At 37.7% G+C, this 25,890-nt stretch carries 29 protein-coding genes and 12 tRNA genes; 34 read left to right on the top strand and 7 right to left on the bottom strand.

Going from position 1 to position 25,890, the window contains the following annotated elements; translation table 11 throughout:
* Window positions 1–17 precede the first annotated feature (17 nt).
* From B9N79_RS00005 to B9N79_RS00060, 12 genes are all read left to right on the top strand, one after another.
* A tRNA-Ala gene (locus B9N79_RS00005) sits at window positions 18–93 on the top strand.
* Between the two features lie 39 nt (window positions 94–132).
* Window positions 133–209 (top strand) — tRNA-Met (locus tag B9N79_RS00010).
* Between the two features lie 9 nt (window positions 210–218).
* Window positions 219–311, top strand: a tRNA-Ser gene (locus tag B9N79_RS00015).
* 20 nt (window positions 312–331) lie between these two features.
* Window positions 332–408: transfer RNA gene (locus B9N79_RS00020), tRNA-Met, on the top strand.
* Window positions 409–410: 2 nt separating this feature from the next.
* Window positions 411–486 (top strand) — tRNA-Asp (locus B9N79_RS00025).
* An 11-nt stretch (window positions 487–497) separates the two neighbouring features.
* Window positions 498–573 (top strand) — tRNA-Phe (locus B9N79_RS00030).
* Window positions 574–610: 37 nt separating this feature from the next.
* Window positions 611–686: transfer RNA gene (locus B9N79_RS00035), tRNA-His, on the top strand.
* Between the two features lie 16 nt (window positions 687–702).
* A tRNA-Gly gene (locus B9N79_RS00040) sits at window positions 703–776 on the top strand.
* Between the two features lie 4 nt (window positions 777–780).
* Window positions 781–857 (top strand) — tRNA-Ile (locus B9N79_RS00045).
* Window positions 858–862: 5 nt separating this feature from the next.
* Window positions 863–937: transfer RNA gene (locus tag B9N79_RS00050), tRNA-Asn, on the top strand.
* A gap of 3 nt (window positions 938–940) precedes the next feature.
* A tRNA-Ser gene (locus B9N79_RS00055) sits at window positions 941–1,031 on the top strand.
* A gap of 19 nt (window positions 1,032–1,050) precedes the next feature.
* A tRNA-Glu gene (locus B9N79_RS00060) sits at window positions 1,051–1,122 on the top strand.
* 62 nt (window positions 1,123–1,184) lie between these two features.
* Here B9N79_RS00060 and B9N79_RS00065 read toward each other — a convergent pair.
* On the bottom strand, window positions 1,185–1,985 hold the full coding sequence (locus tag B9N79_RS00065; RefSeq protein ID WP_085118066.1) for a TIGR00266 family protein: 801 nt from the start codon (window positions 1,983–1,985) through the stop codon (window positions 1,185–1,187).
* 198 nt (window positions 1,986–2,183) lie between these two features.
* Entirely contained in the window at window positions 2,184–3,110 is a 927-nt protein-coding gene (locus B9N79_RS00070; RefSeq protein ID WP_372450199.1) for a 1,4-dihydroxy-2-naphthoate polyprenyltransferase, read from the bottom strand.
* A 390-nt stretch (window positions 3,111–3,500) separates the two neighbouring features.
* On the opposite strand from B9N79_RS00070, the gene B9N79_RS00075 reads away from it, so the two are divergent.
* The 13 genes from B9N79_RS00075 (at window position 3,501) to B9N79_RS00135 (ending at window position 16,496) form a co-directional block, all read left to right on the top strand.
* Entirely contained in the window at window positions 3,501–4,904 is a 1,404-nt protein-coding gene (locus tag B9N79_RS00075) for an isochorismate synthase (RefSeq protein WP_046217931.1), read from the top strand.
* Window positions 4,894–6,633 (top strand): 2-succinyl-5-enolpyruvyl-6-hydroxy-3-cyclohexene-1-carboxylic-acid synthase, encoded by a 1,740-nt coding sequence (gene menD, locus B9N79_RS00080; RefSeq protein ID WP_046217930.1) that lies wholly within the window; start codon window positions 4,894–4,896, stop codon window positions 6,631–6,633. The genes B9N79_RS00075 and menD overlap by 11 nt, the downstream gene beginning before the upstream one ends.
* Complete coding sequence (menH, locus tag B9N79_RS00085) at window positions 6,630–7,442, top strand: 2-succinyl-6-hydroxy-2,4-cyclohexadiene-1-carboxylate synthase (protein ID WP_040056992.1); 813 nt, start codon at window positions 6,630–6,632, stop codon at window positions 7,440–7,442. Before menD ends, menH begins: the two co-directional genes overlap by 4 nt.
* A gap of 14 nt (window positions 7,443–7,456) precedes the next feature.
* Window positions 7,457–8,278 (top strand): 1,4-dihydroxy-2-naphthoyl-CoA synthase, encoded by an 822-nt coding sequence (menB, locus tag B9N79_RS00090; protein ID WP_019391070.1) that lies wholly within the window; start codon window positions 7,457–7,459, stop codon window positions 8,276–8,278.
* Window positions 8,279–8,347: 69 nt separating this feature from the next.
* Entirely contained in the window at window positions 8,348–9,802 is a 1,455-nt protein-coding gene (locus tag B9N79_RS00095; RefSeq protein ID WP_040056991.1) for an o-succinylbenzoate--CoA ligase, read from the top strand.
* Window positions 9,792–10,892 carry an o-succinylbenzoate synthase gene (gene menC, locus B9N79_RS00100; RefSeq protein ID WP_046217929.1) on the top strand — a complete coding sequence of 367 codons (1,101 nt, stop codon included), beginning with the start codon at window positions 9,792–9,794 and terminating at the stop codon, window positions 10,890–10,892. The genes B9N79_RS00095 and menC overlap by 11 nt, the downstream gene beginning before the upstream one ends.
* A gap of 257 nt (window positions 10,893–11,149) precedes the next feature.
* Window positions 11,150–12,082: a metal ABC transporter solute-binding protein, Zn/Mn family gene (locus tag B9N79_RS00105; RefSeq protein WP_085117652.1), complete on the top strand. Its 933-nt coding sequence runs from the start codon at window positions 11,150–11,152 to the stop codon at window positions 12,080–12,082.
* A 12-nt stretch (window positions 12,083–12,094) separates the two neighbouring features.
* Window positions 12,095–12,844, top strand: a complete 750-nt coding sequence (locus B9N79_RS00110; protein ID WP_085117654.1) for a metal ABC transporter ATP-binding protein — start codon at window positions 12,095–12,097, stop codon at window positions 12,842–12,844.
* Between the two features lie 13 nt (window positions 12,845–12,857).
* Window positions 12,858–14,189 carry a metal ABC transporter permease gene (locus B9N79_RS00115; RefSeq protein WP_046217926.1) on the top strand — a complete coding sequence of 444 codons (1,332 nt, stop codon included), beginning with the start codon at window positions 12,858–12,860 and terminating at the stop codon, window positions 14,187–14,189.
* Between the two features lie 14 nt (window positions 14,190–14,203).
* Entirely contained in the window at window positions 14,204–15,100 is an 897-nt protein-coding gene (locus B9N79_RS00120; RefSeq protein WP_085117656.1) for a metal ABC transporter permease, read from the top strand.
* 84 nt (window positions 15,101–15,184) lie between these two features.
* Window positions 15,185–15,637: an acyl-CoA thioesterase gene (locus B9N79_RS00125; protein WP_040056985.1), complete on the top strand. Its 453-nt coding sequence runs from the start codon at window positions 15,185–15,187 to the stop codon at window positions 15,635–15,637.
* A 246-nt stretch (window positions 15,638–15,883) separates the two neighbouring features.
* Entirely contained in the window at window positions 15,884–16,165 is a 282-nt protein-coding gene (locus tag B9N79_RS00130) for a DUF2325 domain-containing protein (protein WP_019391078.1), read from the top strand.
* A 22-nt stretch (window positions 16,166–16,187) separates the two neighbouring features.
* A complete protein-coding gene (locus B9N79_RS00135) occupies window positions 16,188–16,496 on the top strand; it encodes a hypothetical protein (RefSeq protein ID WP_040056984.1) in 309 nt (102 codons plus the stop codon).
* Between the two features lie 12 nt (window positions 16,497–16,508).
* Here B9N79_RS00135 and B9N79_RS00140 read toward each other — a convergent pair whose 3' ends face one another.
* Entirely contained in the window at window positions 16,509–17,570 is a 1,062-nt protein-coding gene (locus tag B9N79_RS00140) for a cytochrome d ubiquinol oxidase subunit II (protein ID WP_048896883.1), read from the bottom strand.
* Window positions 17,571–18,914, bottom strand: a complete 1,344-nt coding sequence (locus tag B9N79_RS00145) for a cytochrome ubiquinol oxidase subunit I (protein ID WP_040056982.1) — start codon at window positions 18,912–18,914, stop codon at window positions 17,571–17,573. It lies immediately after the preceding gene.
* 159 nt (window positions 18,915–19,073) lie between these two features.
* On the opposite strand from B9N79_RS00145, the gene B9N79_RS00150 reads away from it, so the two are divergent.
* Complete coding sequence (locus B9N79_RS00150; protein WP_019391082.1) at window positions 19,074–19,319, top strand: type B 50S ribosomal protein L31; 246 nt, start codon at window positions 19,074–19,076, stop codon at window positions 19,317–19,319.
* A 120-nt stretch (window positions 19,320–19,439) separates the two neighbouring features.
* Window positions 19,440–20,009, top strand: coding sequence for a beta-class carbonic anhydrase (locus tag B9N79_RS00155; RefSeq protein ID WP_019391083.1), 570 nt, complete (start codon window positions 19,440–19,442; stop codon window positions 20,007–20,009).
* On the opposite strand, the gene yidD is transcribed toward B9N79_RS00155, so the two are convergent.
* Window positions 20,010–20,249: a membrane protein insertion efficiency factor YidD gene (gene yidD, locus B9N79_RS00160; protein WP_019391084.1), complete on the bottom strand. Its 240-nt coding sequence runs from the start codon at window positions 20,247–20,249 to the stop codon at window positions 20,010–20,012.
* A gap of 109 nt (window positions 20,250–20,358) precedes the next feature.
* On the opposite strand from yidD, the gene B9N79_RS00165 reads away from it, so the two are divergent.
* The 7 genes from B9N79_RS00165 to ytkD all read left to right on the top strand — a co-directional run bounded on the left by B9N79_RS00165 (window position 20,359) and on the right by ytkD (window position 24,309).
* A complete protein-coding gene (locus B9N79_RS00165; RefSeq protein ID WP_019391085.1) occupies window positions 20,359–20,832 on the top strand; it encodes an S-ribosylhomocysteine lyase in 474 nt (157 codons plus the stop codon).
* Window positions 20,833–20,960: 128 nt separating this feature from the next.
* Window positions 20,961–21,404: a Dps family protein gene (locus B9N79_RS00170; protein ID WP_019391086.1), complete on the top strand. Its 444-nt coding sequence runs from the start codon at window positions 20,961–20,963 to the stop codon at window positions 21,402–21,404.
* A 107-nt stretch (window positions 21,405–21,511) separates the two neighbouring features.
* Entirely contained in the window at window positions 21,512–21,667 is a 156-nt protein-coding gene (locus tag B9N79_RS25945; RefSeq protein WP_156134337.1) for a hypothetical protein, read from the top strand.
* Window positions 21,668–21,752: 85 nt separating this feature from the next.
* Complete coding sequence (locus B9N79_RS00175) at window positions 21,753–22,745, top strand: NADPH:quinone oxidoreductase family protein (protein ID WP_040056980.1); 993 nt, start codon at window positions 21,753–21,755, stop codon at window positions 22,743–22,745.
* 179 nt (window positions 22,746–22,924) lie between these two features.
* Window positions 22,925–23,320 (top strand): phage holin family protein, encoded by a 396-nt coding sequence (locus B9N79_RS00180; protein WP_040056979.1) that lies wholly within the window; start codon window positions 22,925–22,927, stop codon window positions 23,318–23,320.
* A gap of 66 nt (window positions 23,321–23,386) precedes the next feature.
* Window positions 23,387–23,716, top strand: a complete 330-nt coding sequence (locus tag B9N79_RS00185; protein ID WP_019391090.1) for a hypothetical protein — start codon at window positions 23,387–23,389, stop codon at window positions 23,714–23,716.
* 98 nt (window positions 23,717–23,814) lie between these two features.
* Window positions 23,815–24,309 (top strand): RNA deprotection pyrophosphohydrolase, encoded by a 495-nt coding sequence (ytkD, locus tag B9N79_RS00190; RefSeq protein ID WP_040056978.1) that lies wholly within the window; start codon window positions 23,815–23,817, stop codon window positions 24,307–24,309.
* A gap of 16 nt (window positions 24,310–24,325) precedes the next feature.
* Here the strand turns inward: ytkD and B9N79_RS00195 are convergent, their stop codons facing one another.
* Together B9N79_RS00195 and B9N79_RS00200 are read right to left on the bottom strand one after the other, a co-directional pair.
* Window positions 24,326–25,126, bottom strand: a complete 801-nt coding sequence (locus B9N79_RS00195; protein WP_019391092.1) for an ABC transporter permease — start codon at window positions 25,124–25,126, stop codon at window positions 24,326–24,328.
* Complete coding sequence (locus B9N79_RS00200) at window positions 25,116–25,883, bottom strand: ABC transporter ATP-binding protein (protein WP_040056977.1); 768 nt, start codon at window positions 25,881–25,883, stop codon at window positions 25,116–25,118. Before B9N79_RS00200 ends, B9N79_RS00195 begins: the two co-directional genes overlap by 11 nt.
* Window positions 25,884–25,890: the final 7 nt, after the last annotated feature.

The following is a 25,890-nucleotide window of genomic DNA, read 5'->3' on the forward strand; positions in this document are numbered from 1 at the left end:
CCGACCATTTAAATATTGGGGCCTTAGCTCAGCTGGGAGAGCGCCTGCCTTGCACGCAGGAGGTCAGCGGTTCGATCCCGCTAGGCTCCACCAATCATTATTACAAATGAATTAGAATTAAAATAAATATATGGCGGTGTAGCTCAGCTGGCTAGAGCGTACGGTTCATACCCGTGAGGTCGGGGGTTCGATCCCCTCCGCCGCTACCATAATATTTTGGAGGAATACCCAAGTCCGGCTGAAGGGATCGGTCTTGAAAACCGACAGGGGTGTCAAAACCCGCGGGGGTTCGAATCCCCCTTCCTCCTCCATATTTATTTTAATTTCATATCGCGGGGTGGAGCAGTCTGGTAGCTCGTCGGGCTCATAACCCGAAGGTCGTAGGTTCAAATCCTGCCCCCGCAACCAAAGGTCCCGTGGTGTAGCGGTTAACATGCCTGCCTGTCACGCAGGAGATCGCGGGTTCGATTCCCGTCGGGACCGCCATTATTTTATTAGGCTCAGTAGCTCAGTTGGTAGAGCAATGGACTGAAAATCCATGTGTCGGCGGTTCGATTCCGTCCTGAGCCACCATATCGAGTTCAATGAAATTCTATATATATTTATGTTGGCGGTTGTGGCGAAGTGGTTAACGCACCAGATTGTGGCTCTGGCACTCGTGGGTTCGATTCCCATCAATCGCCCCATCTTTTAAATATTACTGCGGGTGTAGTTTAGTGGTAAAACCTCAGCCTTCCAAGCTGATGTCGTGAGTTCGATTCTCATCACCCGCTCCATTATGGGCCTATAGCTCAGCTGGTTAGAGCGCACGCCTGATAAGCGTGAGGTCGGTGGTTCGAGTCCACTTAGGCCCACCATATATTCCACAGTAGCTCAGTGGTAGAGCTATCGGCTGTTAACCGATCGGTCGTAGGTTCGAGTCCTACCTGTGGAGCCAAACGGGGAAGTACTCAAGTGGCTGAAGAGGCGCCCCTGCTAAGGGTGTAGGTCGCGCAAGCGGCGCGAGGGTTCAAATCCCTCCTTCTCCGCCATCGAAATTTATATAAAATTGGCCCGTTGGTCAAGCGGTTAAGACACCGCCCTTTCACGGCGGTAACACGGGTTCGAATCCCGTACGGGTCATCTAAAAAAGCATGCAGAATCTGCATGCTTTTTGTTTTTTATCAGTTTTTGAAGCAGAAACTTTAGCGACGGTCACCGCCAAGGAAATCCCCAAGAGAACCGAGAACACTTCCTTCTCCGCGAGACTGTGTTCCAACAGGAGAGTTTGCAAACATTCGATCAGCAAGGCGACTAAATGGGAGAGATTGAATCCACACCTTTCCTGGACCTGTTAATGTTGCAAAGAATAATCCTTCTCCACCAAACAAAGCTGTTTTTACTTTTCCTACATATTCAATGTTATAGTCTACATCTTTTGTCATAGCAACTAAACATCCTGTATCAACACGTAGACGTTCACCACGTTCAAGTGTTTTCTCGTGGATTGTACCCCCGGCATGAAGGAAAGCAAGACCATCACCTTCTACTTTTTGCATAATAAATCCTTCTCCACCAAAGAAACCTGTTCCAAGTTTTCGTTGAAAATCAATTCCAACTGCTACACCTTTTGCTGCACAAAGAAAAGCATCTTTTTGACATATGATTTTACCGTTTAGTTCGCTTAAGTCCATTGGGATAATCTTTCCTGGATAAGGGGCAGCAAAAGAGACGCGACGTTTGTTATGAGCGCTATTCGTAAATGCTGTCATAAAAAGACTTTCGCCTGTTAGTACACGCTTACCAGCTCCCATAATCTTTCCAAATAGTCCACTTCCGCCAGAACTTTCTGCTCCATCTCCAAAAATGGTTTCCATTTCAATGTTTTCTTCCATCATCATCATACTTCCAGCTTCTGCTATAACACTTTCACGTGGATCAAGTTCAATCTCTACGAACTGCATATCATCTCCATAAAGTTTATAATCAATTTCATGTGAATTCATTTGTTCTCCTCTTTTCAAATAGTTTTCTCCTTGTAATACGTTATACAAAGTTAAAAAGTTTCAACATATAATAGAATAAACACAATGTTCTTTTCTAATGTATAGGATTATAAAGCATATAATTAGAAGACGATCTTAAGTAATGACAAATAACAGTATCGTAACATAAGAAAAAACACAGTCAAAAGACTGTGTTTTTTAGAAGAAGTAGCCGATAAAAAGACCAATGGATAATAAAAATCCAAAGAACGTATTTGTTTGTGCTGTAGCTTTCATAGCCGGTACCATTTGAATTGGCATTGTTTTTCCAATAAATCCTTTCACAGCTTGGATTGGTTTTGGAAGGCTAAGGAATACTAATAATAGCCAAGGGCTTGCTACTCCTGCAATAATAAGTCCAATAATCCATACATAAGATACGATGAACATAGAGGCTAACACTACAATAGACTGCTTCTTTCCGACGAGAATAGCTAACGTCTTACGGCCGAACTCTTTGTCTCCGTCAAAATCACGGATATTGTTTGCAAGTAGAATAGCCCCTACAAGAATTGCAATAGGAATAGATACGACAACACTTTCTGCTGTAATCTTTCCTGTTTGAATGAAGAAAGAAATCAATATGATGGAACTTCCCATCATAAGTCCTGATACAAGTTCTCCAAACGGTGTGTAAGCAATAGGGTATGGACCTCCAGTATAAAGATATCCAACAGCCATACAAAAAAGGCCGATAAGCGCAAGCCACCAGCTGCTACTCATGCAAATATATACCCCAATAATCATTGATAATAAGTATAAAATAAGAGCACTGTTCATAATTGTCCGAGGAGAAATTCCTTCACGAACAATTCCGCCACCAATTCCTACCGAGTTTTCGTTGTCAAGTCCACGCTTAAAGTCGTAATATTCGTTGAAAAGGTTCGTAGCAATTTGAATAAAAAGACAAGCAATTAACATTGCTAGAAAGATGGGAATATTAACTGAAGTAGATTGCATAGACAGAGCTGTTCCAATTAAGACAGGAACAAAAGCTGCTGTTAAGGTATGTGGACGTGTTAATTTCCACCATACTTTCCATCCTTTTTTTGGCGATTGAGCAGCACGCGGTTGGGATGATTGCATGCTTGTTCTCATCCTTTCTCTAGAAAGATATTTATAAAAACATTTTAAATAGACGTTTTTAGACAAAAACACCTAACATTAGTGTAGAGAAAATCACGAGAAAGTTCAACTTTTTTCATTTACTAAATCTTTGTGCAAATAAAGTTTAAAAAGGAATATAGAGATTACATTTAGATTATGAAGCCCTTCACTAGCATTTTTAAAGAGAAAGATTTATAATTATTTAGTTGCGTATTTCTACAATATTAGACAAGCATTTATTTTAAGATAAGATTTTTTTCTTTGTTACAACTTTCTATCTTTAAGAGAAGATTTTACCATATAGGTTTCCCTGAAATAAATTGGGAAATAAAAATAAGATTATGTCAGATTTTACTGGAGGGAGCTAGTGTGATTACAAGTATTGAGGAAGCGAAACGAAAAATTGAAGACGCTAGTTTACGTGCTAATAAATTAGAGAAGCCTCAGTTTGTTAGTATTGTAAAGCAAATTGCTCAGTTTGATCCTCTCTCTGTTTACTATAATGGGCGCCATTTATATGAAGGGAAGCGTTTCTTTTGGAAAGATGCGTATGAGCCTTTTTATCTAGTTGGATTTGATTATGCCCATATTATTGAAAAGAATAAGGGTAGAGATCGTTTTAAGTATGTTGAAGAAGAATGGAAGCGTTTTATTAAAGGTGCAGAGGACAACAAAACACCGTTTGGGACAGGTAACTTGCTTTTTGGAGGATTCTCTTTTCATCCTTATCAAAAGGAAGATAATTTATGGACGAGTTTTCCTGTTAGTCGTTTTTTTGTTCCTAAAGTTCTTTTTACCTCCTATAATAAAGAAGCTTTTTTAACCTTTAATCGATATATTAAGCAAGGCGAATCAGTAGAGGACATTATAAAAGAAATGGAGCATATTGAAGAAACTTTTCTTGCTTCTGATACTCTTCCATCTCAAGTTCATAACAGAGATGCTGTTCAACATGAAGTCGCTCCTGAAGAATGGAAAAGAGCTGTGAAGCATGCAACAGAACAGATTAGAAGTGGTGAAATAGAAAAAGTTGTATTAGCACGTGAATTACAAGTAACATTTCATGAAAAAATATGGAGTGAATATGCCTTATCAAGCTTGCTAGAAGAACAGAATTTAAGCTATATTTTCGCTGTTGAACAAGATAGCCAATGTTTTATCGGTGCTTCTCCAGAGCGGCTTGTAAAAAGTGTTGATGGTGAGGTCTTTTCAACGTGCTTAGCAGGCTCTATCCCAAGGGGACATTCTGCAGAGGAAGATGAAAAATTAGGGGAAGAGCTATTGAACGATGAAAAGAACTTGTTTGAACATAACCTTGTTGTAAATATGATTGAAAAGGCCATGAAAGAGACGTGCTTAAATGTATATGCCCCTGAGCATCCAACTCTTTATAAAGTAAAGCATATCCAACACCTATATACTCCTATTAGAGGAAAAGCAAAAGAAGGAACAACTCTTATTGAACTTGTGGAGAAACTGCACCCAACTCCTGCTCTTGGTGGATATCCTAAAGAAGAGTCTATTGAGGTGTTAGAAAAGCTAGAGGTGTTTGAAAGAGGATGGTATGCAGCTCCAATTGGATGGCTTGATGGGGATGGTAACGGTGAATTTATTGTTGGAATACGATCAGCATTGCTGCGTGGCCATGAAGCATCACTTTTTGCAGGTTGTGGAATTGTGGCAGATTCAGATCCTCAAAGTGAGTATGAAGAAACAAAAACAAAATTTAAGCCAATGCTTTCAGCGTTAGGAGGAATGAACAATGACAAGTGATGCTCTTACTTCATATGTAGCAACATTTGTAGATGGACTAGTAAGCAGTGGCATTGTGGACGTTGTTATCAGTCCTGGATCTCGTTCAACTCCGCTTGCACTTACAATGGCAGAGTGTGACGAACTAAATGTGTATACTAATATTGATGAACGATCTGCGGCTTTTTTCGCTTTAGGAATAGCGAAAGCAAAACAGCATCCTGTCGTTTTGCTTTGTACGTCAGGTACAGCAGCAGCTAACTATTTCCCTGCTATTGTAGAAGCCCATTATTCTCGTGTCCCGCTTGTTGTTGTAACAGCAGATCGACCGCACGAGTTAAGAGAAGTAGGGGCTCCGCAAGCAATTGATCAAGTAGACTTGTACGGCAAGTATGCCAAATGGTTTGTGGATGTTTCTATACCTGAAAGCTCAGTAGAAGCTCTTCGGTATATTAAACAAGTGGCTAAAAGAGCTGTTCATGTTGCTGAACGCGGTGGCCAAGGCGTTACACATGTGAACTTCCCGCTTCGAGAGCCACTTCTCCCTAACTTAGCAGAAGTGCATAATTTCTTTGAAGAAAGAAGAGAAGAGCGAAAAAAAGTAAGCGAGAGAATTGGTTCGCAAGCTGATGTTGCTTACGTAGAACAATTGTTGGAAAGAGCAGAAAAACCTCTTTTCATTTGTGGCCAACAAATTTCTGAAGAAGGAAGCAGGGAGATTGTTGCTTTAGCAGATATGCTTAATATTCCTATTCTTGCTGATCCTTTATCAAATATTCGAACAAATAATCTAGTGCAAGATGTTGTAATGGATAGTTATGATACTTTCTTAAAAAATGAAAGGGTAGCTGAAGAATTAGCACCAGATCTTATTGTTCGTTTCGGTGGAATGCCTGTTTCAAAAACAACGCTCAAGTTTATGACAAACTACGCTCCAGAAAATTTCATAATGGTAGATCATACATTAGATTGGCGTGATCCGACAGGAACGATAACAGATGTTATTGTATCGCATGAAGAATTTTTATGTAGAAGCTTAAGGGAACAATGTGAAAACATCACTTTCTCAAAAAATTGGCTTTCAAAATGGATGAATGTGCAAAATATCACAAGCGATCTTCTTCAGCAGGCAATGGCTAATACAGAGGAACTTGATGAAGGAAAAGTTGTTGTAGAACTTCAAGAAGCTCTTCCAGAACAAAGCCTTCTTTTTGTTGGAAACTCTATGCCTATTCGAGATGTTGATACATTTTTAAGAAAGTCATCTAAAAGTCTAGATGTATTAGCAAATAGGGGAGCTAACGGAATTGATGGAGTTGTTTCAGCAGCACTTGGTGCAAGTACTGCTTATCATCATTCTGTATTGTTAATTGGCGATGTATCTTTTTATCATGATTTAAATGGGTTATTAGCTGCACATTTGAATGAATTGAACCTAACCGTTGTGCTTGTTAATAACGATGGTGGGGGTATCTTCTCTTTTCTTCCTCAAGCAAAGGAAGAAAAGCATTTCGAACTTCTGTTTGGTACGCCGCTCGGAATTGATTTCTCAAATGCTGTAAAAGCTTATCATGGGTCATTTCATAAAGCGAGCAATTGGGCGGATTTTCGTTATTATCTTGAGGAATCTTTCAGAACCAAAGGTGTTACAGTCATTGAGATTGAAACAGTGCGTACGAAGAATGTTGAAACACATCGAAGTATGTGGAAAGATATTGAGGATGCTTTAAATGAGGAAAAGGAAAAATGAACAAAATCATTCGTGGAGTGAATTATAATATTGAAATCGAAGGAGAAGGCCCACCTCTTCTGCTTCTTCACGGTTTTACAGGATCTCAGGCAACATGGAAACATGTGAAGGAATATTTTACCCATTATAAAGTGATTACAATAGATCTTATTGGACATGGAGAAACAGACAAGCCTGCTGACCCTAGTCGTTATACGATGGAGGAAACTGTAGCAGATTTGGTTCAACTGTTCTATGAGTTAAAGATTGAAAAAGCAACGGTTCTTGGTTATTCAATGGGTGGAAGAGTTGCATTATCGTTTGGAATTTTATATCCTCATAAAGTGACGGCACTTATATTAGAAAGCTCTTCACCTGGTCTTAAGACAATTGAAGAAAAGAAAGCTCGTCAATTGAATGATGAGCAACTTGCTTCTTTCATTAACGAAAAAGGAATAGAGGCTTTTGTGGAAAAGTGGGAAAACATCCCGCTCTTTCATTCTCAAAAGTCCCTGCCAAATGATATTATTGAAGAAGTAAGAAAAGAGCGATTAAAAAATGTTCCCCGCGGTTTAGCAAATAGCTTAATTGGGATGGGGACAGGCATGCAGCCTTCATGGTGGCCGCTTTTGTCTACTCTCAATATGCCAATACTTCTTATCACAGGAAAACTTGATATAAAGTTTTGTCAAATTGGTTTAGAGATAGATGAGCAGCTTACAAACTCTTTTTTAGAAAGAGTTGAAGAAGTTGGGCATGCTATACATGTGGAAAAACCTCGAATTTTTAGTAAAATAGTAGATGGGTTTTTACAAAGTGTACATGAATAAAGGAGGACTAAAAAATGTCTACAGTAGAATGGACTGCAGAACGTAAGTACGAAGATATTTTATATGAAACGTACAATGGAATTGCTAAAATCACAATCAACAGACCAGAGGTGCATAATGCATTCCGTCCCCGTACGGTTTCAGAGCTAATCGATGCTTTTGCATATGCTCGTGATGATGCCAATGTTGGTGTTATTGTATTAGCAGGTGCTGGTGAAAAAGCATTTTGCTCTGGTGGAGATCAAAAAGTACGTGGTCATGGTGGCTATGTTGGGGACGATCAAATTCCTCGTTTAAACGTACTTGATTTACAACGTTTAATTCGTGTTATTCCAAAACCAGTTGTTGCGATGGTTTCAGGATACGCAATTGGTGGAGGGCATGTTTTACACTTAGTTTGTGACTTAACAATTGCAGCGGATAATGCTGTGTTTGGTCAAACAGGTCCAAAAGTAGGAAGCTTTGATGCTGGTTATGGTGCTGGTTACCTTGCTCGCGTTGTTGGACATAAAAAAGCACGTGAAATTTGGTTCTTATGTCGCCAGTACAGTGCACAAGAAGCATTGGATATGGGTCTTGTAAATACAGTTGTTCCTCTTGAGAAGCTAGAAGAAGAAACTGTTCAATGGTGCAACGAAATGCTTGAGAAAAGTCCAACTGCTCTTCGTTTCCTAAAAGCTGCGTTCAATGCAGATTCAGATGGACTAGCAGGTATGCAACAATTTGGTGGAGATGCAACGCTTCTTTACTACACAACAGATGAAGCAAAAGAAGGAAGAGATGCTTTCAAAGAGAAACGTACTCCAGACTTCAAGCAGTTCCCAAGATTCCCTTAAAAATAACAAAGAGAAAGCAGCTTAATGAATTTCGTTAAGCTGCTTTTTCGATAAAGAAGGAGTAATAATATGGAACAGACAATGCCAAGCTGGTTAAAAAAGAGAGCTTTTCTGTCTCCGAACCGGATTGCAATTAAAACGATGAAAGAAGAAATTACATTTAAAGAACTTTTTATAAAAGCAGAAGAAATAGGGAAGAAGTTAGGGGCACTTGGGATAGAAAAAGGAAGACATGTTGGGATTCTTGCTCACAATAGTTTAGATTTCGTCATTTTTCTTCATGCACTGCTTGGTATAGGAGCTAAAGTTGTGTTTTTAAATACTAAGCTAACGGAGAAAGAGCTGTCGTTTCAGCTAGAAAATAGTAAAGCTTCTATTCTTATTACAGATGATGAACTATTTAAAACGTCAATTACAGGTATTCAAAAAGCTTCATTTTCAGAAGTGAAAAAACTTGAAGAGCGTAATCTATCTTTCCAAGAGGAAGTTTCCCTTTCAGATGTAGCAACAATTATGTATACATCAGGAACAACAGGAAATCCAAAAGGGGTTGTTCAAACGTATGGGAACCATTGGTGGAGTGCGACTGGATCTTCTTTAAACTTAGGTCTTCATGATAATGATCGTTGGCTTTTGGCCGTACCACTTTTTCATATTAGTGGATTTTCGATTTTAATGCGCAGCGTCATCTATGGAATGACTGTAATTCTTCATGAGAAATTTGAGGCAGAAAGAGTGCAACATGCTATTTTTCATGAGGGGGTAACAATTATATCCTGTGTAACAGCAATGCTACAGAAAATGCTAGAGCATCTTCACGAGCCGTATCCAGATACATTTCGATGTCTTCTCTTAGGAGGAGGTCCAGCTCCTTTGCCAATACTAGAAAAGTGCAAAGAAGCAAACATTCCTGTCTATCAAACATATGGAATGACGGAAACTTCCTCACAAATTGTAACTCTTTCACCTGAGGATGCGCTTACTAAACTTGGGTCGGCTGGAAAGGTGCTTTTCCCTGCGCAGCTAAAAATAAAATCAGAGAATCATCAAGAAGTAGGAGAGATTGTTGTAAAAGGACCGAACGTGACAAAAGGATATCTCTACAACGAGGAAGCAACAAATAAAGCCATTATAGATGGGTGGCTTCATACAGGAGATATGGGATATGTTGATGAAGATGGTTATTTGTACGTACTTGATCGACGTTCAGACTTAATCATCTCAGGGGGCGAAAATGTATATCCGGCAGAAATAGAATCTGTGCTTCTTTCGCATCCTGCTGTTAAAGAAGCTGGTGTAACAGGTCAAGATGATGAAAGATGGGGGAAAGTTCCGGCTGCTTTTCTTGTCGTGGCACACTCTATAGAGGAAAGTGAGCTAAAATCGTTCTGTCAAAAAAGACTCGCTTCCTTCAAGATTCCAGCAAACTTTTATTTCGTAGATGAGCTAACAAGAAACGCTTCAAATAAATTAGTGAGACGAAAGCTGTTTTCTTTGCTAGAAGGTCAACAAAATGAAGATTGAGAATATCATCTTATATAGGTTGAGTCTGTCATTAAAAAGTCCTTTTTCCACAAAGTATGGAACAGTAAAAGATAGAGAGTTTTTACTTCTTAAAGTGAAAGATGAAACAGGAGCAGTTGGCTGGGGAGAATGTGTTGCTTTTGATGCTCCATGGTATACGGAAGAAACGGTAGATACGTGTGAATATGCGTTAAAGCATTTTTTAATTCCCTTTTTGAAAGGGAAAAAGGTAACACACCCAAGGGAAACAACCAAATTGTTTTCATTCGTTCAAGGTCATAGTATGGCTAAGGCATCGCTTGATTTAGCTCTATGGGACCTTTATGCAAAGAAGCTTGGCAAACCGTTAGGAAAGGTCCTTGGAGGCACAGCTTCTAAAATCTCTTCAGGAGTAGCTATTGGTATTAGTGATGAAGAATCTATGATTCAAAGTATTGATAGATATGTAAAAGCGGGATATAAACGCTTTAAAATTAAAATTAAACCTGGTCACGACTATGAAGTTTTGAAAAAGATTCGTCAACAATTTCCAGATTTACCGCTTATGGCAGATGCTAATGCTTCATATACATTCACTGATATGTCTCTTCTAGAACAGCTTGACACTCTTAACTTGATGATGATTGAGCAGCCCTTTGGAAAAGATGAATTTTTTCAACATAGCGAACTTCAGAAAGTATTGAAAACACCAATTTGTCTTGATGAAAGCATCACATCTGTTGAAAAAGCTTACCAAGCGATTCAATTTAAGAGCTGCAAAATTCTTGTTGTGAAACCAGGGAGAATTGGTGGGCTATCTCCATCTCTTCAAATTCATGAGCTAGCTCTTAAACATCATTTTCCACTCTGGGTTGGTGGGATGATTGAGTCTGGTGTGTCTCGTGCTCATAATGTAGCACTTGCAAGCTTGCCTGGTTTTACAATTCCAGGTGACATTTCTGCGTCAGATCGTTATTGGAGGCGAGATGTGGTCAAAAAAGGGATTAAAGTTTCTGATGGTCATATTGAAGTACCATCAGAAAGTGGTTTAGGATTTTTCATTGATGAGCCTTTTATTGATCAAATTGCAACTAAAAAAGAAGAATTTTAAATATAAAAGCTCGGAAAGAAGAATAATTTCTTTCTGAGCTTTTATATTTAGAGAGAAGATATTTGTGAAGAACAGAACGATAATATGATAAATATACAAAAAAAGTTGACATTTCTTCAATTAGGCTATATTTTTTGTATTAAGGAAACTTTTTAGTTTTTGGGCATAAATTATTCTAAAAAGAAACAAGGTATTTTTTTGCTCAAAAAGTTTCCTTAGGGCAAAAAAATAGTGTGAGCTCAAAAGGGGGATGTGTTTTGAAGAAGTTAGCCGTAATAATAGGGGCATTTTTGTTTATTTTATTACTGGCAGGTTGTCAAAGTGAAAAGGCAAGCTCGTCAGGGGATAAAGGAGAAAAAGTAAAAATCACAGTTACAACAGGTCAAGTTGCAGATATTGCTAAAAGTATTGGTGGAGACAAAGTTACAGTAGAAGCCTTAATGGGACCTGGTGTTGATCCACATCTTTATCAACCTTCTCAAGGAGATATTAAAAAAATACAAGAAGCAGATATAATTCTTTACAATGGTCTACATCTAGAAGGAAAGATGGGGGATATTTTTGAACGAATCCAGAAAGAAAAACCTGTTGTGCCTGTAGGAGAAGCTATTCCAAAAGAAAAGCTCATTAAATCTGCAGATGATGCAAAGCTTTATGATCCACATGTTTGGTTTGATCCAGAGCTTTGGGTGTATGCGGTTGAAGAGACAAAGGAAGAGCTTGTGAAGCTTGATCCTGATCACAAAGGTGAATATGAAAAAAATGCAGAGCAATATATAGAAGAATTAAATAAGGTGAAAAAAGAAGCGGAAGAGAAGTTTGCTGAAATCCCGAAGGAACGTCGTGTTCTTGTTACAGCTCATGATGCTTTTGGTTACTTCGGAAAAGCTTACAATATGAATGTTATGGGACTGCAGGGTTTAAGTACAGACTCTGAATATGGCTTAAAAGACGTTCAAAATTTAGTAGATACACTTGTCAATAAAAAGATTAAAGCTGTATTTATTGAAAGTAGTGTCTCTAAGAAATCAATCAATGCAGTTGTAGAGGGAACGAAAAAAGCAGGTCACAATGTAAAAATTGGTGGAGAACTTTACTCAGACGCAATGGGTGAAGAAGGAACAGAGGAAGGTACATATATTGGGATGTACCGTCACAATATTGAGCAAATTTCAAAGGCGCTTAAATAAAGGAGGTAGGACATGGAACCTATAAGAGTTGATAACTTAACGGTTGCTTATCATAAAAAACCAGTTCTTCAAAACGTTAGCTTTTCGATTCCAGAAGGAAAGCTGATTGGAATTATTGGACCAAATGGAGCTGGGAAGTCTACGCTTATTAAAGCAATATTAGGGTTGATACCAAAAGCAAGCGGACATGTATCTATTTATGATAAGCCATATGAAAAACAAAGAAGCCTTGTTGGTTACGTACCTCAAAGAGGATCTGTGGACTGGGACTTTCCAACAAATGCACTTGATGTTGTATTAATGGGAAGATACAGACACATTGGCTGGCTGAAATACCCTTCTAAAAAAGATAAACAGTTTGCAATGGAGTGTTTGAATAAAGTTGGAATGTCAGCATTTGCTGGAAGGCAAATTAGTCAGCTGTCTGGAGGACAGCAGCAGCGCGTATTTCTAGCAAGGGCACTCGCTCAAGATGCTAAAGTTTACTTTATGGATGAACCGTTTGTTGGAGTTGATGCTGCAACTGAAAAAGCAATTATTACTCTACTAGATGAACTGAAAAAACAAGGAAAAACGGTTCTTGTTGTTCATCATGATTTGCAGACTGTTCAAGAATATTTTGATTGGGTTTTTCTATTGAATATGAGAAAGATTGCAATAGGCCCAACAGAAGAGGTATTTACTTTTGATAATTTACAAACCACATATGGCGGGGGATTGGCATTTTTAAATCAAGAAATGCTTGTCACATCTAAAAAGTAGAGGAGGGAGGACGATGGAAGTTATTCAAGAAGTTTTTAAGAATGGAAACGTTCAGTGGGTATTGCTTGGAACATTACTGTTAGGTCTTTGCAGTGGAGTTCTTGGCAGCTTTGCTCTTTTAAAGAAGCAAAGTTTAATTGGAGATGCAATGGCACATGCAGCTCTTCCTGGAATATGTCTCGCTTTTCTCATTGTAGGAGAAAAGGCGCTTATTCCATTTATCATTGGAGCTACTATACTAGGAATGATTGCAACTTACTGTATTCAATTCATTGTGAGGCATTCACGTATTAAAGAAGATACGTCGATTGGCCTTGTGCTTTCTGTCTTCTTTGGTATTGGGATCGTTCTTCTTACGTATATCCAGCATAATGGAGCCGGAAATCAAAGTGGACTTGATGATTTCTTATTCGGTCAAGCGGCTTCTCTTGTTGGAGCAGATGTTCAGATTATTAGTATCATCTCTCTGCTTCTTTTATGTGTAACAGCTCTTTTATTTAAAGAACTTAAGGTCATCACATTTGATCCACAGTTTGCAAAAGGGTTAGGACTTCCTGTGAGAGGATTAAATGGTTTATTAATGACAATGATTGTACTTGCGGTTGTTATTGGCTTGCAAGCAGTTGGCGTGATTTTAATGTCTGCTTTACTCATCACTCCAGCTATTACGGCGCGCTACTGGACAGACAAGTTGAGCGTTATGACAATCTTATCAGGGGTAATGGGCCTTGTTTCTGGAGGAATTGGAACAATTGTGAGCTTAAGTTACGCCTCTTTACCAACAGGTCCTGTGATTATTTTGTCTTTAACTGTCCTCTTTCTTTTTTCACTTTTATTTTCTCCAAAGCGAGGGCTCATTTCCACATTGATTAAAAGAATGCGTTTTAATCAAAATATGCTAAAAGAGGATGTTCTTGTTCTTTTTTATGAAGGAGAAGAGCGGGCAAAGCTTCAGAAAAAGCAAGATTATTCTCCATCTATGTCTTCTTCAGATCTTATGAAAAAAAGGTTTATTTCACACAGGAAATTAGAACGAAATTTAAAAAAGTTATGTTCAGAGCGGTTATTGAAGAAGAATAGTAGAGAGGAATATCGTTTAACAGAAGAAGGTCTTTCAGTAGCTCACGAACTGACCTTAAAAAGAAGGCTAATGGAAGTGTATCTTATGAATGAAATGCACTATGGTCACCTCCAATTAAGAACAGCTCACGGGGAAATCAGAGATATACCAAAAGATATTCTAACAGAACTTCTGAACATTCTTAAAAATCAGGGTCGTACGCCTTTCCTTTTAAAAGAACAAGAGAGCAAACTAACAGAAACAAAGCCAGAAAATATATCGTAAAGGAGGTTAGGAATGTGAGCTTTGAAGGATGGATTATTATTACTGGAATGCTCGTTGGGATTGTTTGTGGAACAATTGGCTGTTTTTTAATTCTCCGTAAGATGGCAATGCTAGCAGATGCAATTAGTCATACTGTACTTCTCGGTATTGTTGTAGCTTTTTTAGTCAGCAACAGCTTGGACGGTATTTACATGCTGATTGGATCAGCCTCTGTTGGACTATTAACAGCTTGGTTTGTTCAGCTTTTGCATCAAAGCGGTGTTCAATCAGATGCAGCTATTGGGGTTGTGTTCACATCTCTTTTCGCGCTTGGCGTTGTTCTGGTGACCGTCTATGCAGATAAGGTGCATTTAGATGTGAATCATGCTCTTATGGGCGATATTACATTCGTGCCATGGAATACACTGGAGCTCTTCGGCTATTCTTTAGGCCCTAAAGCAGTATGGATGCTTGGAACTGTAGCTCTTATTAACTTTATATTAATATGGATTTTTTATAAGGAGTTGAAGATTACTTCTTTTGATCCTCAAATGGCACTTGCGCTAGGTATTCCAGTTACATTTATTCACTATTTGCTGATGGGGATGCTTTCCTTATCAACAGTTGCCTCATTTGATAGCGTTGGTGCCATTTTAGTTGTTGCAATGCTTATTGCTCCAGGAGCAACAGCCTATTTATTAACTGATCGTTTAATCGTCATGATTATACTAAGTGCGGCTGTTGGGGCAGTAGCGGCTATTGTTGGGTACTATAGTGCATCATATTGGAACATATCTATAGCAGGAGCAATGGCAGCTTCATGTGGTTTGCTTTTCTTGTTAGCTTTTCTTTTTTCACCAAAGCATGGCCTTCTATTTAAGCGACTGTCACAACAAAAGCTTAAACAAAGCGAAGCTTTTTTGGGAAAGTAGGGACCCTTCAAATGAAGGGTCTTTTTTGTATAAATTCTCCTTTACTGACAAAGCTAGTATGTGAATAGAAAAGGAGAATTTAACATGAAAGAAATTCTAATGAAAGATTCAAAGGTTATGCAAACAAAGCTTGTTCTTCCTCTTGATACAAATAATCTAGGAACAATGTTTGGAGGAAGAGTACTGGCCTCCATTGATGAGATGGCTGCTATTGTTTCGATGAAACATTCTGCTTCAACAACAGTCACAGCTTCTATTGATTCCGTAGATTTCTTATCTCCCGTAAAGGTTGGGGATATTTTAAGTATTGAAGGACTAATTGCTCATACAGGAAGAAGTTCAATGGAAGTATATGTGAGAGTGATAAAAGAAGATTGGAAAACAAAAGAGAGAGTCACTACCACAACTTCTTTTGTCACAATGGTAGCTATCAATGAAGAGGGGAAAACAATAGAAGTTCCAAAAATTGTGCCCCAAAGTGAAGAAGAGAAAGAAATTTATGAATCAGCTTTAAAGCGTAAAAGGCAAAGAATCTAACTATAAATGAGCATGCCATATAAGCATGCTCATTTATTTTTTCTATAGGACAGAACAACTAATTGATAAATGTTATCAATTAGTTGTTGACAAAGAGAATCATTCTCAATTATGCTAGTTATAGAAGAGCAAAGAGAAAAAATATTCTGATTGCTTGTTGAGGATACTTAACTATGATTATGGAACGCCAAGAATTTAACATAATGAACGTGAAAATAGAAGAAATAAAAGAAGGGTGGAGCTAAAATGGGATCGATTTTAGTTGTTGGAGGAGACCGTGTTAAACATATTACAACAAGATTAGAGAATGAAGGGTACAATGAGGTGATCCATTTAGACGGACGTAAGGCAAACATGGTAAAGCGAGATATTCCAGAACATATTCGTTTCGTGCTTGTTATTACTGATTTTATCAATCATAATCTTGCAAAAGTAATTAAAGAGAAAGCGAAAAAAAGTGCTAAACCAATTTACTTTGTTCATCATTCGTGGAGCGCAATTTACCGAGTAATTCAAAAGATGGACTAATAAAAAACGAAAGAGGGATAGTATGAGCTGTAAGGACATAAGGAAAGAAGGGTTGTTCTTAGATTGGATAATAGAAAGTACAAAAAGTGAAGCAAAGTGGAAGAAGCCTATTATAAGGGCAATAGAGAAAATTACAACTTTGTTCTATCAAGCCCCGCAAAAAGAACGTTCTTCTCTCTATTTACTTCAACTTATTGACAAGTACTGGCATAATATTCCGAGAGAGTCTTTTCAATCCTTAACTGAATACTACCTTTTGTTAGCAAAAGTCAGTGATTACTTATTAACAACTCTTTTATATAATCAAAAATCCCCTCTTAGAGAGTCCTAGGAGGGGATTTTTTTAATAGGCACCTTCTGGGTCATTATCATCTTTTGATTTGAAGTTCTTCTTCAGGTAGCCGCGATCTTTCATGAAAAGGCTCCAAAAATACACAAACCCAGGGAAGAGAATGATGAACGCTACAATATAAGTTATAAACAGAGCTTTAAAAGTTGCCGGATCTGTAAAACCTTCTTCAAGTGTTACATTTGGGTAAACCATATATGGAAGATGAGAGCGACCATATACATAGCTTGCAAAGAAATATTGAATAATAACCATCACAACGGAAATGCGGGGTCTTCCAAGCCTTGATTTTGTTGGAAGGAAGAGACACAGTCCTGCAATAATAAAAGCAATAATAGAAGCGACTAGAGCCCAAACATGATCCATCATATTGTTGTAAATCCAAGGGCTTTCAGTTCGTAATGTTGCTATAACAAGAAACCCAGCAATAAGGGAGCATGGGCCTGTAATGAGAGCATCACGTCGATATACTTCGTATGCATTGTACTGATCAGATGTTTTGGAGTAATCTGTCAATAGAAGTGATGAAAGAAACAGCGTTGACGTGAAGGCAAATAGCATAAACATATATACGTTTGGGCTAGTAAAAAGTGCTTCTAAATCTAAATGGTCGTTTCCATCCACTTTTTTAATATAGCCACCGTGTGTGATAGGGAGAACGCAAATTAACAGAGCAGGGATGAAAATACCTGATACGCCAGAAACGTAAATCAGTGCTTTTTCATATCCTTTAGCCATGTGAGAAAAAACAAGGAATCCACTTCGAATCGCAAGCAAGAGAAGCATAATACTTCCTGGAATAAGGAGAACCGTTCCGAGCGTAAATGTAGCACTTGGAAAGAAACTAAATAATCCAACCACAATAGCTACGATAAATACGTTTGTAACTTCCCATGTTGGTGAAAGGTAACGGTTGGCAATGTTCGTTGCATTCGTTTTTTCTTTGTTAATATACACCATAGACCAAAAACCAGCTCCAAAATCCATGGAAGCCATAATGGCATAGATAAAAACAAGTCCCCACAAAAGAGTAACAGCAATGAGTGTATCTGCCATTTAAATTCCTCCTTCAGAGTTTAGTTTAGCTAAATCTTCTGAAACAGGATGTCTCTTGAAGTAATAGCGAAGTACAAGAACAACAGCTATTCCTAAAATAATATAGACAAGAAGGAACAGGAAAAAGAGTAGACTTAAATCTGCTGATGTTGTAACAGCCTCAGACGTCTTCATCATACGGTAAATGATCCATGGCTGACGTCCTGTACAAGCAAAGATCCATCCAGATTCAATGGCAATTACAGCAAGTGGGCCTGAAATAATAAATGCCCAGAGAAAAAGTTTCGGAAATTCTTTTCTCTTTAAGAATTTCGTCCACACGAATGCTGCCAGAGCTAACATAAGAAGAAATCCACCAATAACAACCATTGAGTTAAATAAAGTGTGAATAAATAATGGTGGCCAATATTCTTTTGGGAAATCATTAAGCCCAATTACAGTCGTATCAAAACTGTTGCCAGCTAAAAAGCTTAACGCCCACGGGAACTCTATTCCGTATTTAATTTCTTGATTTTCAACATCCGTGAATCCTCCGAGTGTTAGTGGAGCATGATCCTGAGTTTCAAAAAGCCCTTCAGCACCTGCTAGTTTTTCTGGCTGATATTCATAAAGGTGCTGTGCTGATTCATGACCGTTAAGGGCTGTTAGAAAAGAGAATATTCCTCCAACTGTTAAACCGATAATAAGAGCCTTTCGATGGAAAGAGTATACCTTTTTATCTTTGCGCGAGCGTAGCATTTTGTATGCAGCAATCGAAGCAATAATAAAACCAACCGTTGTATATGCTGAGACAACAACGTGCCCTGCTGTGACTAAAAAGCTTGGATTAAAGAAAGCCGCCCAAGGTTCAACATTAGTAATATTTCCATCTGTAATTGTAAACCCTGCAGGAGTTCCTTCAAAAGCATGTACATTTGTAATTAAAACTGCTGAAGCTGCTCCCCCAATCGCAATAAATATTACACTCACAATGCGCATAAAAGGAGAAATGCGGTCTGCTGCATAAACGTAAATGGATAAAAAGAGAGCTTCAATAAAAAAAGCATAAATTTCAATTTGGAACGGAAGAGACATAACTTTACCAACAACCTCCATAAAACCAGGCCATAATAAAGAAAGCTGTGTTCCGGCAATTGTTCCAGTTGGAATAGCAACGCCAAGTAAAACAGAGAAACCTTTGATCCAACGCTGTGCCATAATGTTATAAGACGGATTTTTTGTTTTTTGATATAAAAGTTCTGCAATGAGAATCATAAGAGGAAGACCAACGCCTAGTGTTGCAAAAATAATATGAAAGCCCATTGTCATTCCAAACATTGAGCGCGCTGTAACTAAGTGATCCATAATGCTCCTACCTTTCCAGTGAAGTATCAATAAACCTTATTGTCCACTTACTGGAATTAATTATTCATGATTTTGGAAGGTAGGAAAACTTTTCATTTGCAAATAGTAATGGTTACGTTTTATAATAGGGATATGATTTTGAAAGGAGCACGATAACTTATGAAACAAAATTTACATCCAAATTATCAGCCTGTAGTATTTATGGACACAAACAGCGGATATAAATTTTTAAGTGGTTCAACAAAGAAATCAAACGAAACAATAGAGTGGGAAGACGGAAACACTTATCCGCTTTTAAAAGTAGAGGTTTCATCTGACACACATCCATTCTACACAGGACGCCAAAAATTTGGTAACCGTGATGGACGAGCAGAGCAATTTAAGAAGAAATATAATATGAAGTAAAAATAACAATAAAAGGAGGATGTTCTAAAAGGATAAATTTTAGGACATCCTCTTTTTTAAAAATTTGATATAATAAACAATGAATTTAATATTATAAGATATGATAAGGGGAGTAGAAAAATGTTAGAACAAGTTCTAGAATATAACAAGCAATTCGTTGAGAAACAAGAGTACAAAACATTTGAAACAACAAAGTTTCCAAACAAGAAATGCGTTATTTTAACATGCATGGACACAAGACTTATCGAACTTTTACCAGCAAGTATGAACTTAAAAAACGGAGACGCTAAAATTGTAAAATCAGCAGGTGCTGTTGTTTCAACTCCATTTGGCGGAATTATGCGCAGCCTTATTGTTGCTATTTATGAACTAGGCGCAGATGAGGTATTTGTTATTGGTCATCATGACTGCGGAATGAGCAGTATCAATCCAGAGGCCGTAAAGAAAAAATTTGTTGAGCGCGGTATTACAGAAGATACAATCCACACGTTAGAAAATGCTGGAGTTAACCTTGATGACTGGCTTCGTGGATTTGATAATGTAACAGATAGCGTTCAACAAAGCGTTGATCAAATTCGCAACCATCCGCTTGTACCAAACGTCCCTGTGCACGGTTTAGTCATTGACCCTGCAACAGGAAAATTAGATGTTGTAGATCGTGATGAAAAAGCCGTTACTTCATCAAAATAATTATTTTGAATGTGAATGCTTTTCCTTCTTTTCAGGAACTGGATCAAAGCCTCCTGGATGGAATGGATGGCATTTTAATATTCGTTTTATCGTAAGGTAGGTACCTTTAATGGCTCCAAAGCGCTGAATCGATTGAAGGCCATAGTGTGAACATGTGGGATGGAAGCGACAGCGTGGAGGAGAAAGAGGAGAGATGAACAGCTGATATCCTCTAATAAGCCAGAGCAATAATTTTTTCATAGATAAAACCTTCCTTAAAAAGAGTGTTCTAAATTTATTATAACCTACGATATGTTATACTAGATACGATTAAAAAATACAAATGATACATTGAAAGGAGAGCTTTTTTATGCCTTCAGTTGAAAGTTTTGAACTTGATCATACAGCCGTGAAAGCTCCTTATGTTCGTCATTGTGGTGTTCATAAAGTAGGAACTGATGGATTAATTAATAAGTTTGATATTCGTTTTTGTCAGCCGAATAAGCAAGCGATGAAGCCTGATACTATTCATACATTGGAACATCTTTTAGCATTTACAATCCGTAAATATGCAGAGAAACACGACCATTTTGATATCATTGATGTTTCTCCAATGGGTTGCCAAACAGGGTATTATTTAGTGGTAAGCGGTGAGCCAACTGTAAAAGAAATCATTACATTGTTAAGAGAAACATTTGAAGATGCTGTGAATATTACTGAAATCCCAGCTGCAAATGAAACACAATGCGGTCAAGCGAAACTTCACGATTTAGATGGAGCAAAACGTCTGATGAAGTTCTGGCTTGAACAGAATGATGAAGATTTAGAAAAAGTATTTGGTTAAGAAGAAAAGCGTCCTTTTTTTAAAATGGACGCTTTTTTTTCCATAATTTTAAGTTTGAACATCGTGTAAAAGTGGGTACAACTATAGTAGAGAAAATGTGTTAAAAAAAATGATTCGGAGGAATAACGATGTCAAACAATAAAGTTACAACAATTGTAAATAATCAAATCGCAAACTTCAGTGTACTTTACATTAAGCTACATAATTATCACTGGTATGTAAAAGGAGAAAACTTCTTTACCCTACATGAAAAGTTTGAAGAGCTTTACAACGAGACAGCTACAAATATTGATGATTTAGCAGAACGTTTATTAGCTCTTGAAGTAAAACCTGTTGCAACAATGAAAGAATATCTTGAAATGTCTTCTATCAAAGAAGCAGAAAAGAATGAAAGTGCAAAAGACATGGTAGCAAACCTTGTAGCAGACTTCAATACATTAACAAAAGAGTTAAAAGAAGGTATGGATGCTGCTGCAGAAGCTGACGATGAAACAACAGGAGATATGCTCCTTGCTATGCATAAAAGCTTTGAAAAACATACATGGATGTTAAATTCGTTCTTAGGACGATAAGAAAAAGCGGAGAATATCTCCGCTTTTTTGCTTATGGGAAATTTTTGAAACAGTTTCTCTCTTTGCTCCGTATATCTTTTTAAACAAAGAAAGGAGGCGGTGCAGGAGTGAAGCTAAAAAAGGAAAAGCAGAACAGAAGAAAGAAGAAAGTAGCAGAGACAGCGTTTGACGTTTTGCTTGAAGCTCCTGAACTTCTTTATTACGCTCCTCGCTTACTTTGGATGGGCTGCAAAACAGTTTTAAAAGCAATTTCAGAAGCGTGAGGGCAGAGAGTGTAGCAGATATTTGTTACACTCTCTGTTTTCATTTAATATAAATTGTATGGGAATATAAGAAAGGAGCATTTTTATGAAAGAGACTTTTAAAGCATTAGTTATTCGTGAACAAGGTGAAGATGTTTCACGGAACATTGAGCATCTATCTCTGTCAGACTTACCAGAAGGAGATGTTATTGTAAAAGTTGCTTACTCTGGTGTGAACTATAAAGATGGACTAGCAAGTATTAAAAATGGAAAAATTGTCTCTTCTTATCCCTTTATCCCTGGAATTGATCTTGCAGGAGAAGTTGTTTCATCAAAAGATGAGCGCTTTAAAGAAGGTGACAAAGTAATTGCAACAAGCTACGAAATTGGGGTTTCTCATTTTGGTGGTTATAGTGAATATGCACGCCTTCGTGGAGATTGGATTGTTCCGTTACCAGAAGGTTTAACATTAAAAGAAGCAATGATTTTAGGCACAGCAGGATTCACAGCTGCTCTATCTGTTCAACGACTAGAAGAAAACGGTCTTCAAGAAGAAAACGGTGATGTTCTTGTGACAGGAGCAACAGGTGGAGTTGGTAGCGTTGCTATCGCAATGCTTTCTAAGCGTGGATATACCGTTGTAGCAAGCAGTGGGAAAGAATCACAGCACGAGTATTTGAAAAGTATTGGGGCATCTGAGATTATCTCGCGTGAGGATGTTTACAATGGCAAAATAAAAGCGCTTGATAAACAAAAGTTTGCAGGAGCCGTAGATCCTGTTGGTGGTGAAGTGTTAGCGTCAATTCTTAGTCAAATCTCTTATAACGGTTCTGTTGCCGTAAGTGGGTTAACGGGTGGAGGTAAAGTTCCAACATCTGTTTATCCATTCATACTGCGCGGGGTAAACCTCCTTGGCATTGATTCTGTTTATTGTCCAATGGAGCGTAGACAAAAACTTTGGGAGCGAATGGGAGGAGATTTAAAACCCCAAGACTTCTCAAAGCTTGTGAATAAAGAAATTTCCTTAGAAGATCTTCCAAGTGCCCTAGACAACATTTTACAAGCAAAATCAACGGGTAGAGTTATTGTGAAAATGTAATGAAAAGCAAACAGGCCTTATGCTTGTTTGCTTTTTTATATGATATATGCCTCCTTTTCCCTCTTTTTTTACACGTTATCTTCATTTCTTTAAACTCCCACGCACTTTGGTAGTTTGTACATATAATAATATTGTGAATTAACTATTTCCTATCATAGGAGTTTGGGAGGAGGGAAACTGTGTTTAAACAGTCTTTCTTGCTCGGCATTGCTAGCATCGGATCTTTTACTGGACTGCTGTTCGGCGAATGGAATTATTTACTAACTATTCTTTTGGCATGCGTTATTCTCGATTATATAACTGGCTTGCTATCAGCTATTGTGCACAAGAAATTCAATAGCCGTATCGGTTATAGAGGAATTGCTCAAAAGATTTTAATTTTTATTTTAGTTGCTGTAGCAAACTTTATGGATGTTCTACTCTGGGATGAGAATTTCATCCGCAATACAACAATCCTATTTTATACGCTTAACGAAATCATTTCTATCACTGATAACGCAAAAAGGGCAGGACTACCTGTACCACAAATTATTATCAATGCAATTCAAGCCTTACAAAACCGATTTAAAAAATAAAATGAATACTTTTCTCCTTTTTGTGGGATAAGAACACTATTATCTCTACAAAGAGGAGAGAATTCTATGATAAACGAGCGACAAACCTATTACGTTACATTAGCAACAGGGGAAATTTCACAAATTAGCACTGCGTCAGATTGGAACTATACGATTTATGCCAATAATGAGGAAATAGAAGAACTAAGAGAAATTTTTAATGAAAACAGAGCAACAGATTGGGGTAACTACTTCAGAGCCCATGTTCCATACTTAGAATATCATCATGATAAAGGAAATGACATTTATGATCGCCATATTTGTGCTATATATGATAAATTGTATGAGCTTGGAGATGAGAATGCCAAAGCCCATATTGAACAAATCCTGCCGTTGCTGAACAGAAATAAAGAGTGATTTCAATAATTGCTCTTTTTTTGTCGGGAAAAAAGAACGTATTGAAAACTTCTATGCTACAATAGAAATCATAATAATGAGCGATGGAGTAATGTCATATGTACACGTTTAAAGATAGCTACCAGAATCAAGTTTTTTTGTCTTTTAATAAACATGCTTTTTCTAAAAACCCAAAACATGTCTGGGTTGTGTGTCGTTTCGAAGGCCAATGGCTCTTAACAGATCATTCAACACGTGGAATGGAGTTTCCAGGTGGAAAAGTAGAGCAAGGAGAGACACCTGCAGAAGCTGCTAGACGAGAGGTAATGGAGGAAACAGGTGGAGTTGTTACAGGTTTACACTATTTAGGGCAGTATAAAGTATGTAGCCGCCAACGAATTATTATCAAAAACATTTACTTTGCTTCTATTCCAGAGATTAAAAAAAGAGATGATTACCTAGAAACTAAAGGACCTGTTTTAGTAAGAGAATTACCAAAAGATATTAAAAATCATGAAGAATACAGTTTTATTATGAAAGATGACGTTCTTCAGCACGTGTTAACTGAAATGCGACGTCAGGGAATATTACCTCAAAAAGGAACATCTTCATAAGAGATGTTCCTTTTTATTATTTCATCAACTTTTTTTCAAGAATAGCAACGCCTTGATACATAAGCGTAGCTAAAATGGCAATAAGCAAGAGGCTTAGAAGCACAAGGGTAAAATTAAAGACTTGGAATCCATAAATAATCATATAACCGAGCCCTTGACTTGAAACGAGGAATTCCCCGACAATAACGCCTACCCAAGATAATCCAACGTTCACTTTAAAAGTAGAAATGATAGCTGGAAAAGAACTTGGTAGGATGGCTTCTTTAAAACATTGAAGTCGTGAAGCATTGAAAATACGAAGCACTTTTACATAGTTAGGATCCACTTCTTTAAATGATGTATAAATAACAATGGTAGTAATAATTACAGAAATGAGCGCCCCCATAATTAGAATGGAGGAAAAGTTGGGACCAATCGCAACAATCAGAATCGGTCCGAGCGCTACTTTAGGCATGGCATTTAATACAACAAGGTAAGGATCAAGAATTTTAGCAAGCTTTGGCGACCACCAAAGAAGCGATGCAAGTAAAATCCCAGCAAGCGTCCCAATTAAAAACCCGAGCAGTGTTTCAAAAAGAGTGACGCTTGTATGCTGTAGCAGAGAGCCATCCATCAGCTTTTCAATAAAAAGCTCGCTCACTTTAACAGGGGAACTGAAAATAAGCGGATCTAAAATTTTTGTTCGCGAACCAACTTCCCATAGAACAAAAAAAGAAACGAGAATAAGAAGTTGAAAAAGACGAACATAAACTTTTTCTCTTTTTAAGGTACGCAAATACTGTTCATGAAGGAAGGTTGTATTTTTATTATTGTTCAAGACGTTCAAACTCCTTCCAAATGCGTTGAAATAAGGCATTATATTCTTCATGTTGACGTGCTGCAAGCGGTGATAATCTCCGTAAACTTTGAGGAACGATAAATGTTTTAGAAAGCCTCCCCGGATTTCTTGAAAGAAGAAAAATACGGTCGCTCATTGCAATGGCTTCACCAATATCGTGTGTAACAAGAACGGCAGTTTTATTGAAATTCTTTAACGTTTCTCCAACAAGATCTTCAAGCTTTAATTTGGTTTGAAAATCTAACGCTGAAAAGGGTTCATCAAGTAATAAAAGCTGTGGATTCGTAATGAGGGTACGAACGAGTGAAACACGCTGCCTCATCCCACCTGAAAGCTCGCTTGGATAGAGGGATTCTACATTTGGCAATCCAACAGTTTCTAAGAGAGCTGTCGCCTTTTCCTCCCATTCTGCTGACTTTTGCTTTTTGATTTTAGGCCCAAGAAGGACATTTTCTTTTATCGTTTTCCAATTAAACAAATAATCTTGTTGAAGCATATAGCCAATTAAGTCTTTACGGTCTTTCATTTTTTGATCTTGGATAAGTATGCTCCCTTCTGTGGGGGAAAGGAGTCCAGAAATGATAGAAAGAAGCGTTGTTTTTCCACAGCCACTCGGTCCTAAAAGAGAAATAAATTCGCCTTCTTCAAGAGTGAATGAAATGTTCTCAAGAACGGAAGTAGCCTGCTTTTTTGAGAAGTACGTATGGCTTATGTTTTGAACATCAAGAAATGTCATTTTTTAT

Source organism: Priestia filamentosa (assembly GCF_900177535.1).
In the GTDB taxonomy this organism is placed as follows: Bacteria; Bacillota; Bacilli; order Bacillales; family Bacillaceae_H; genus Bacillus_I; species Bacillus_I filamentosa.

Bases quoted from the DNA above. Each gene is read 5' to 3' on its own strand.
- B9N79_RS00200 (WP_040056977.1), bottom strand. From the start codon at position 25,883: ATGACATTTCTTGATGTTCAAAACATAAGCCATACGTACTTCTCAAAA.
- ytkD (WP_040056978.1), top strand. From the start codon at position 23,815: ATGTACACGTTTAAAGATAGCTACCAGAATCAAGTTTTTTTGTCTTTT.
- B9N79_RS00185 (WP_019391090.1), top strand. From the start codon at position 23,387: ATGATAAACGAGCGACAAACCTATTACGTTACATTAGCAACAGGGGAA.
- B9N79_RS00145 (WP_040056982.1), bottom strand. From the start codon at position 18,914: ATGGATCACTTAGTTACAGCGCGCTCAATGTTTGGAATGACAATGGGC.
- B9N79_RS00135 (WP_040056984.1), top strand. From the start codon at position 16,188: ATGAGCTGTAAGGACATAAGGAAAGAAGGGTTGTTCTTAGATTGGATA.
- B9N79_RS00150 (WP_019391082.1), top strand. From the start codon at position 19,074: ATGAAACAAAATTTACATCCAAATTATCAGCCTGTAGTATTTATGGAC.
- B9N79_RS00065 (WP_085118066.1), bottom strand. From the start codon at position 1,985: ATGAATTCACATGAAATTGATTATAAACTTTATGGAGATGATATGCAG.
- B9N79_RS00070 (WP_372450199.1), bottom strand. From the start codon at position 3,110: ATGCAATCATCCCAACCGCGTGCTGCTCAATCGCCAAAAAAAGGATGG.
- B9N79_RS00125 (WP_040056985.1), top strand. From the start codon at position 15,185: ATGAAAGAAATTCTAATGAAAGATTCAAAGGTTATGCAAACAAAGCTT.
- B9N79_RS00170 (WP_019391086.1), top strand. From the start codon at position 20,961: ATGTCAAACAATAAAGTTACAACAATTGTAAATAATCAAATCGCAAAC.
- B9N79_RS00155 (WP_019391083.1), top strand. From the start codon at position 19,440: ATGTTAGAACAAGTTCTAGAATATAACAAGCAATTCGTTGAGAAACAA.
- B9N79_RS00095 (WP_040056991.1), top strand. From the start codon at position 8,348: ATGGAACAGACAATGCCAAGCTGGTTAAAAAAGAGAGCTTTTCTGTCT.
- B9N79_RS00115 (WP_046217926.1), top strand. From the start codon at position 12,858: ATGGAAGTTATTCAAGAAGTTTTTAAGAATGGAAACGTTCAGTGGGTA.
- yidD (WP_019391084.1), bottom strand. From the start codon at position 20,249: ATGAAAAAATTATTGCTCTGGCTTATTAGAGGATATCAGCTGTTCATC.
- menC (WP_046217929.1), top strand. From the start codon at position 9,792: ATGAAGATTGAGAATATCATCTTATATAGGTTGAGTCTGTCATTAAAA.
- B9N79_RS00140 (WP_048896883.1), bottom strand. From the start codon at position 17,570: ATGGCAGATACACTCATTGCTGTTACTCTTTTGTGGGGACTTGTTTTT.
- B9N79_RS00175 (WP_040056980.1), top strand. From the start codon at position 21,753: ATGAAAGAGACTTTTAAAGCATTAGTTATTCGTGAACAAGGTGAAGAT.
- menB (WP_019391070.1), top strand. From the start codon at position 7,457: ATGTCTACAGTAGAATGGACTGCAGAACGTAAGTACGAAGATATTTTA.
- B9N79_RS00130 (WP_019391078.1), top strand. From the start codon at position 15,884: ATGGGATCGATTTTAGTTGTTGGAGGAGACCGTGTTAAACATATTACA.
- menH (WP_040056992.1), top strand. From the start codon at position 6,630: ATGAACAAAATCATTCGTGGAGTGAATTATAATATTGAAATCGAAGGA.
- B9N79_RS00110 (WP_085117654.1), top strand. From the start codon at position 12,095: ATGGAACCTATAAGAGTTGATAACTTAACGGTTGCTTATCATAAAAAA.
- B9N79_RS00165 (WP_019391085.1), top strand. From the start codon at position 20,359: ATGCCTTCAGTTGAAAGTTTTGAACTTGATCATACAGCCGTGAAAGCT.
- menD (WP_046217930.1), top strand. From the start codon at position 4,894: ATGACAAGTGATGCTCTTACTTCATATGTAGCAACATTTGTAGATGGA.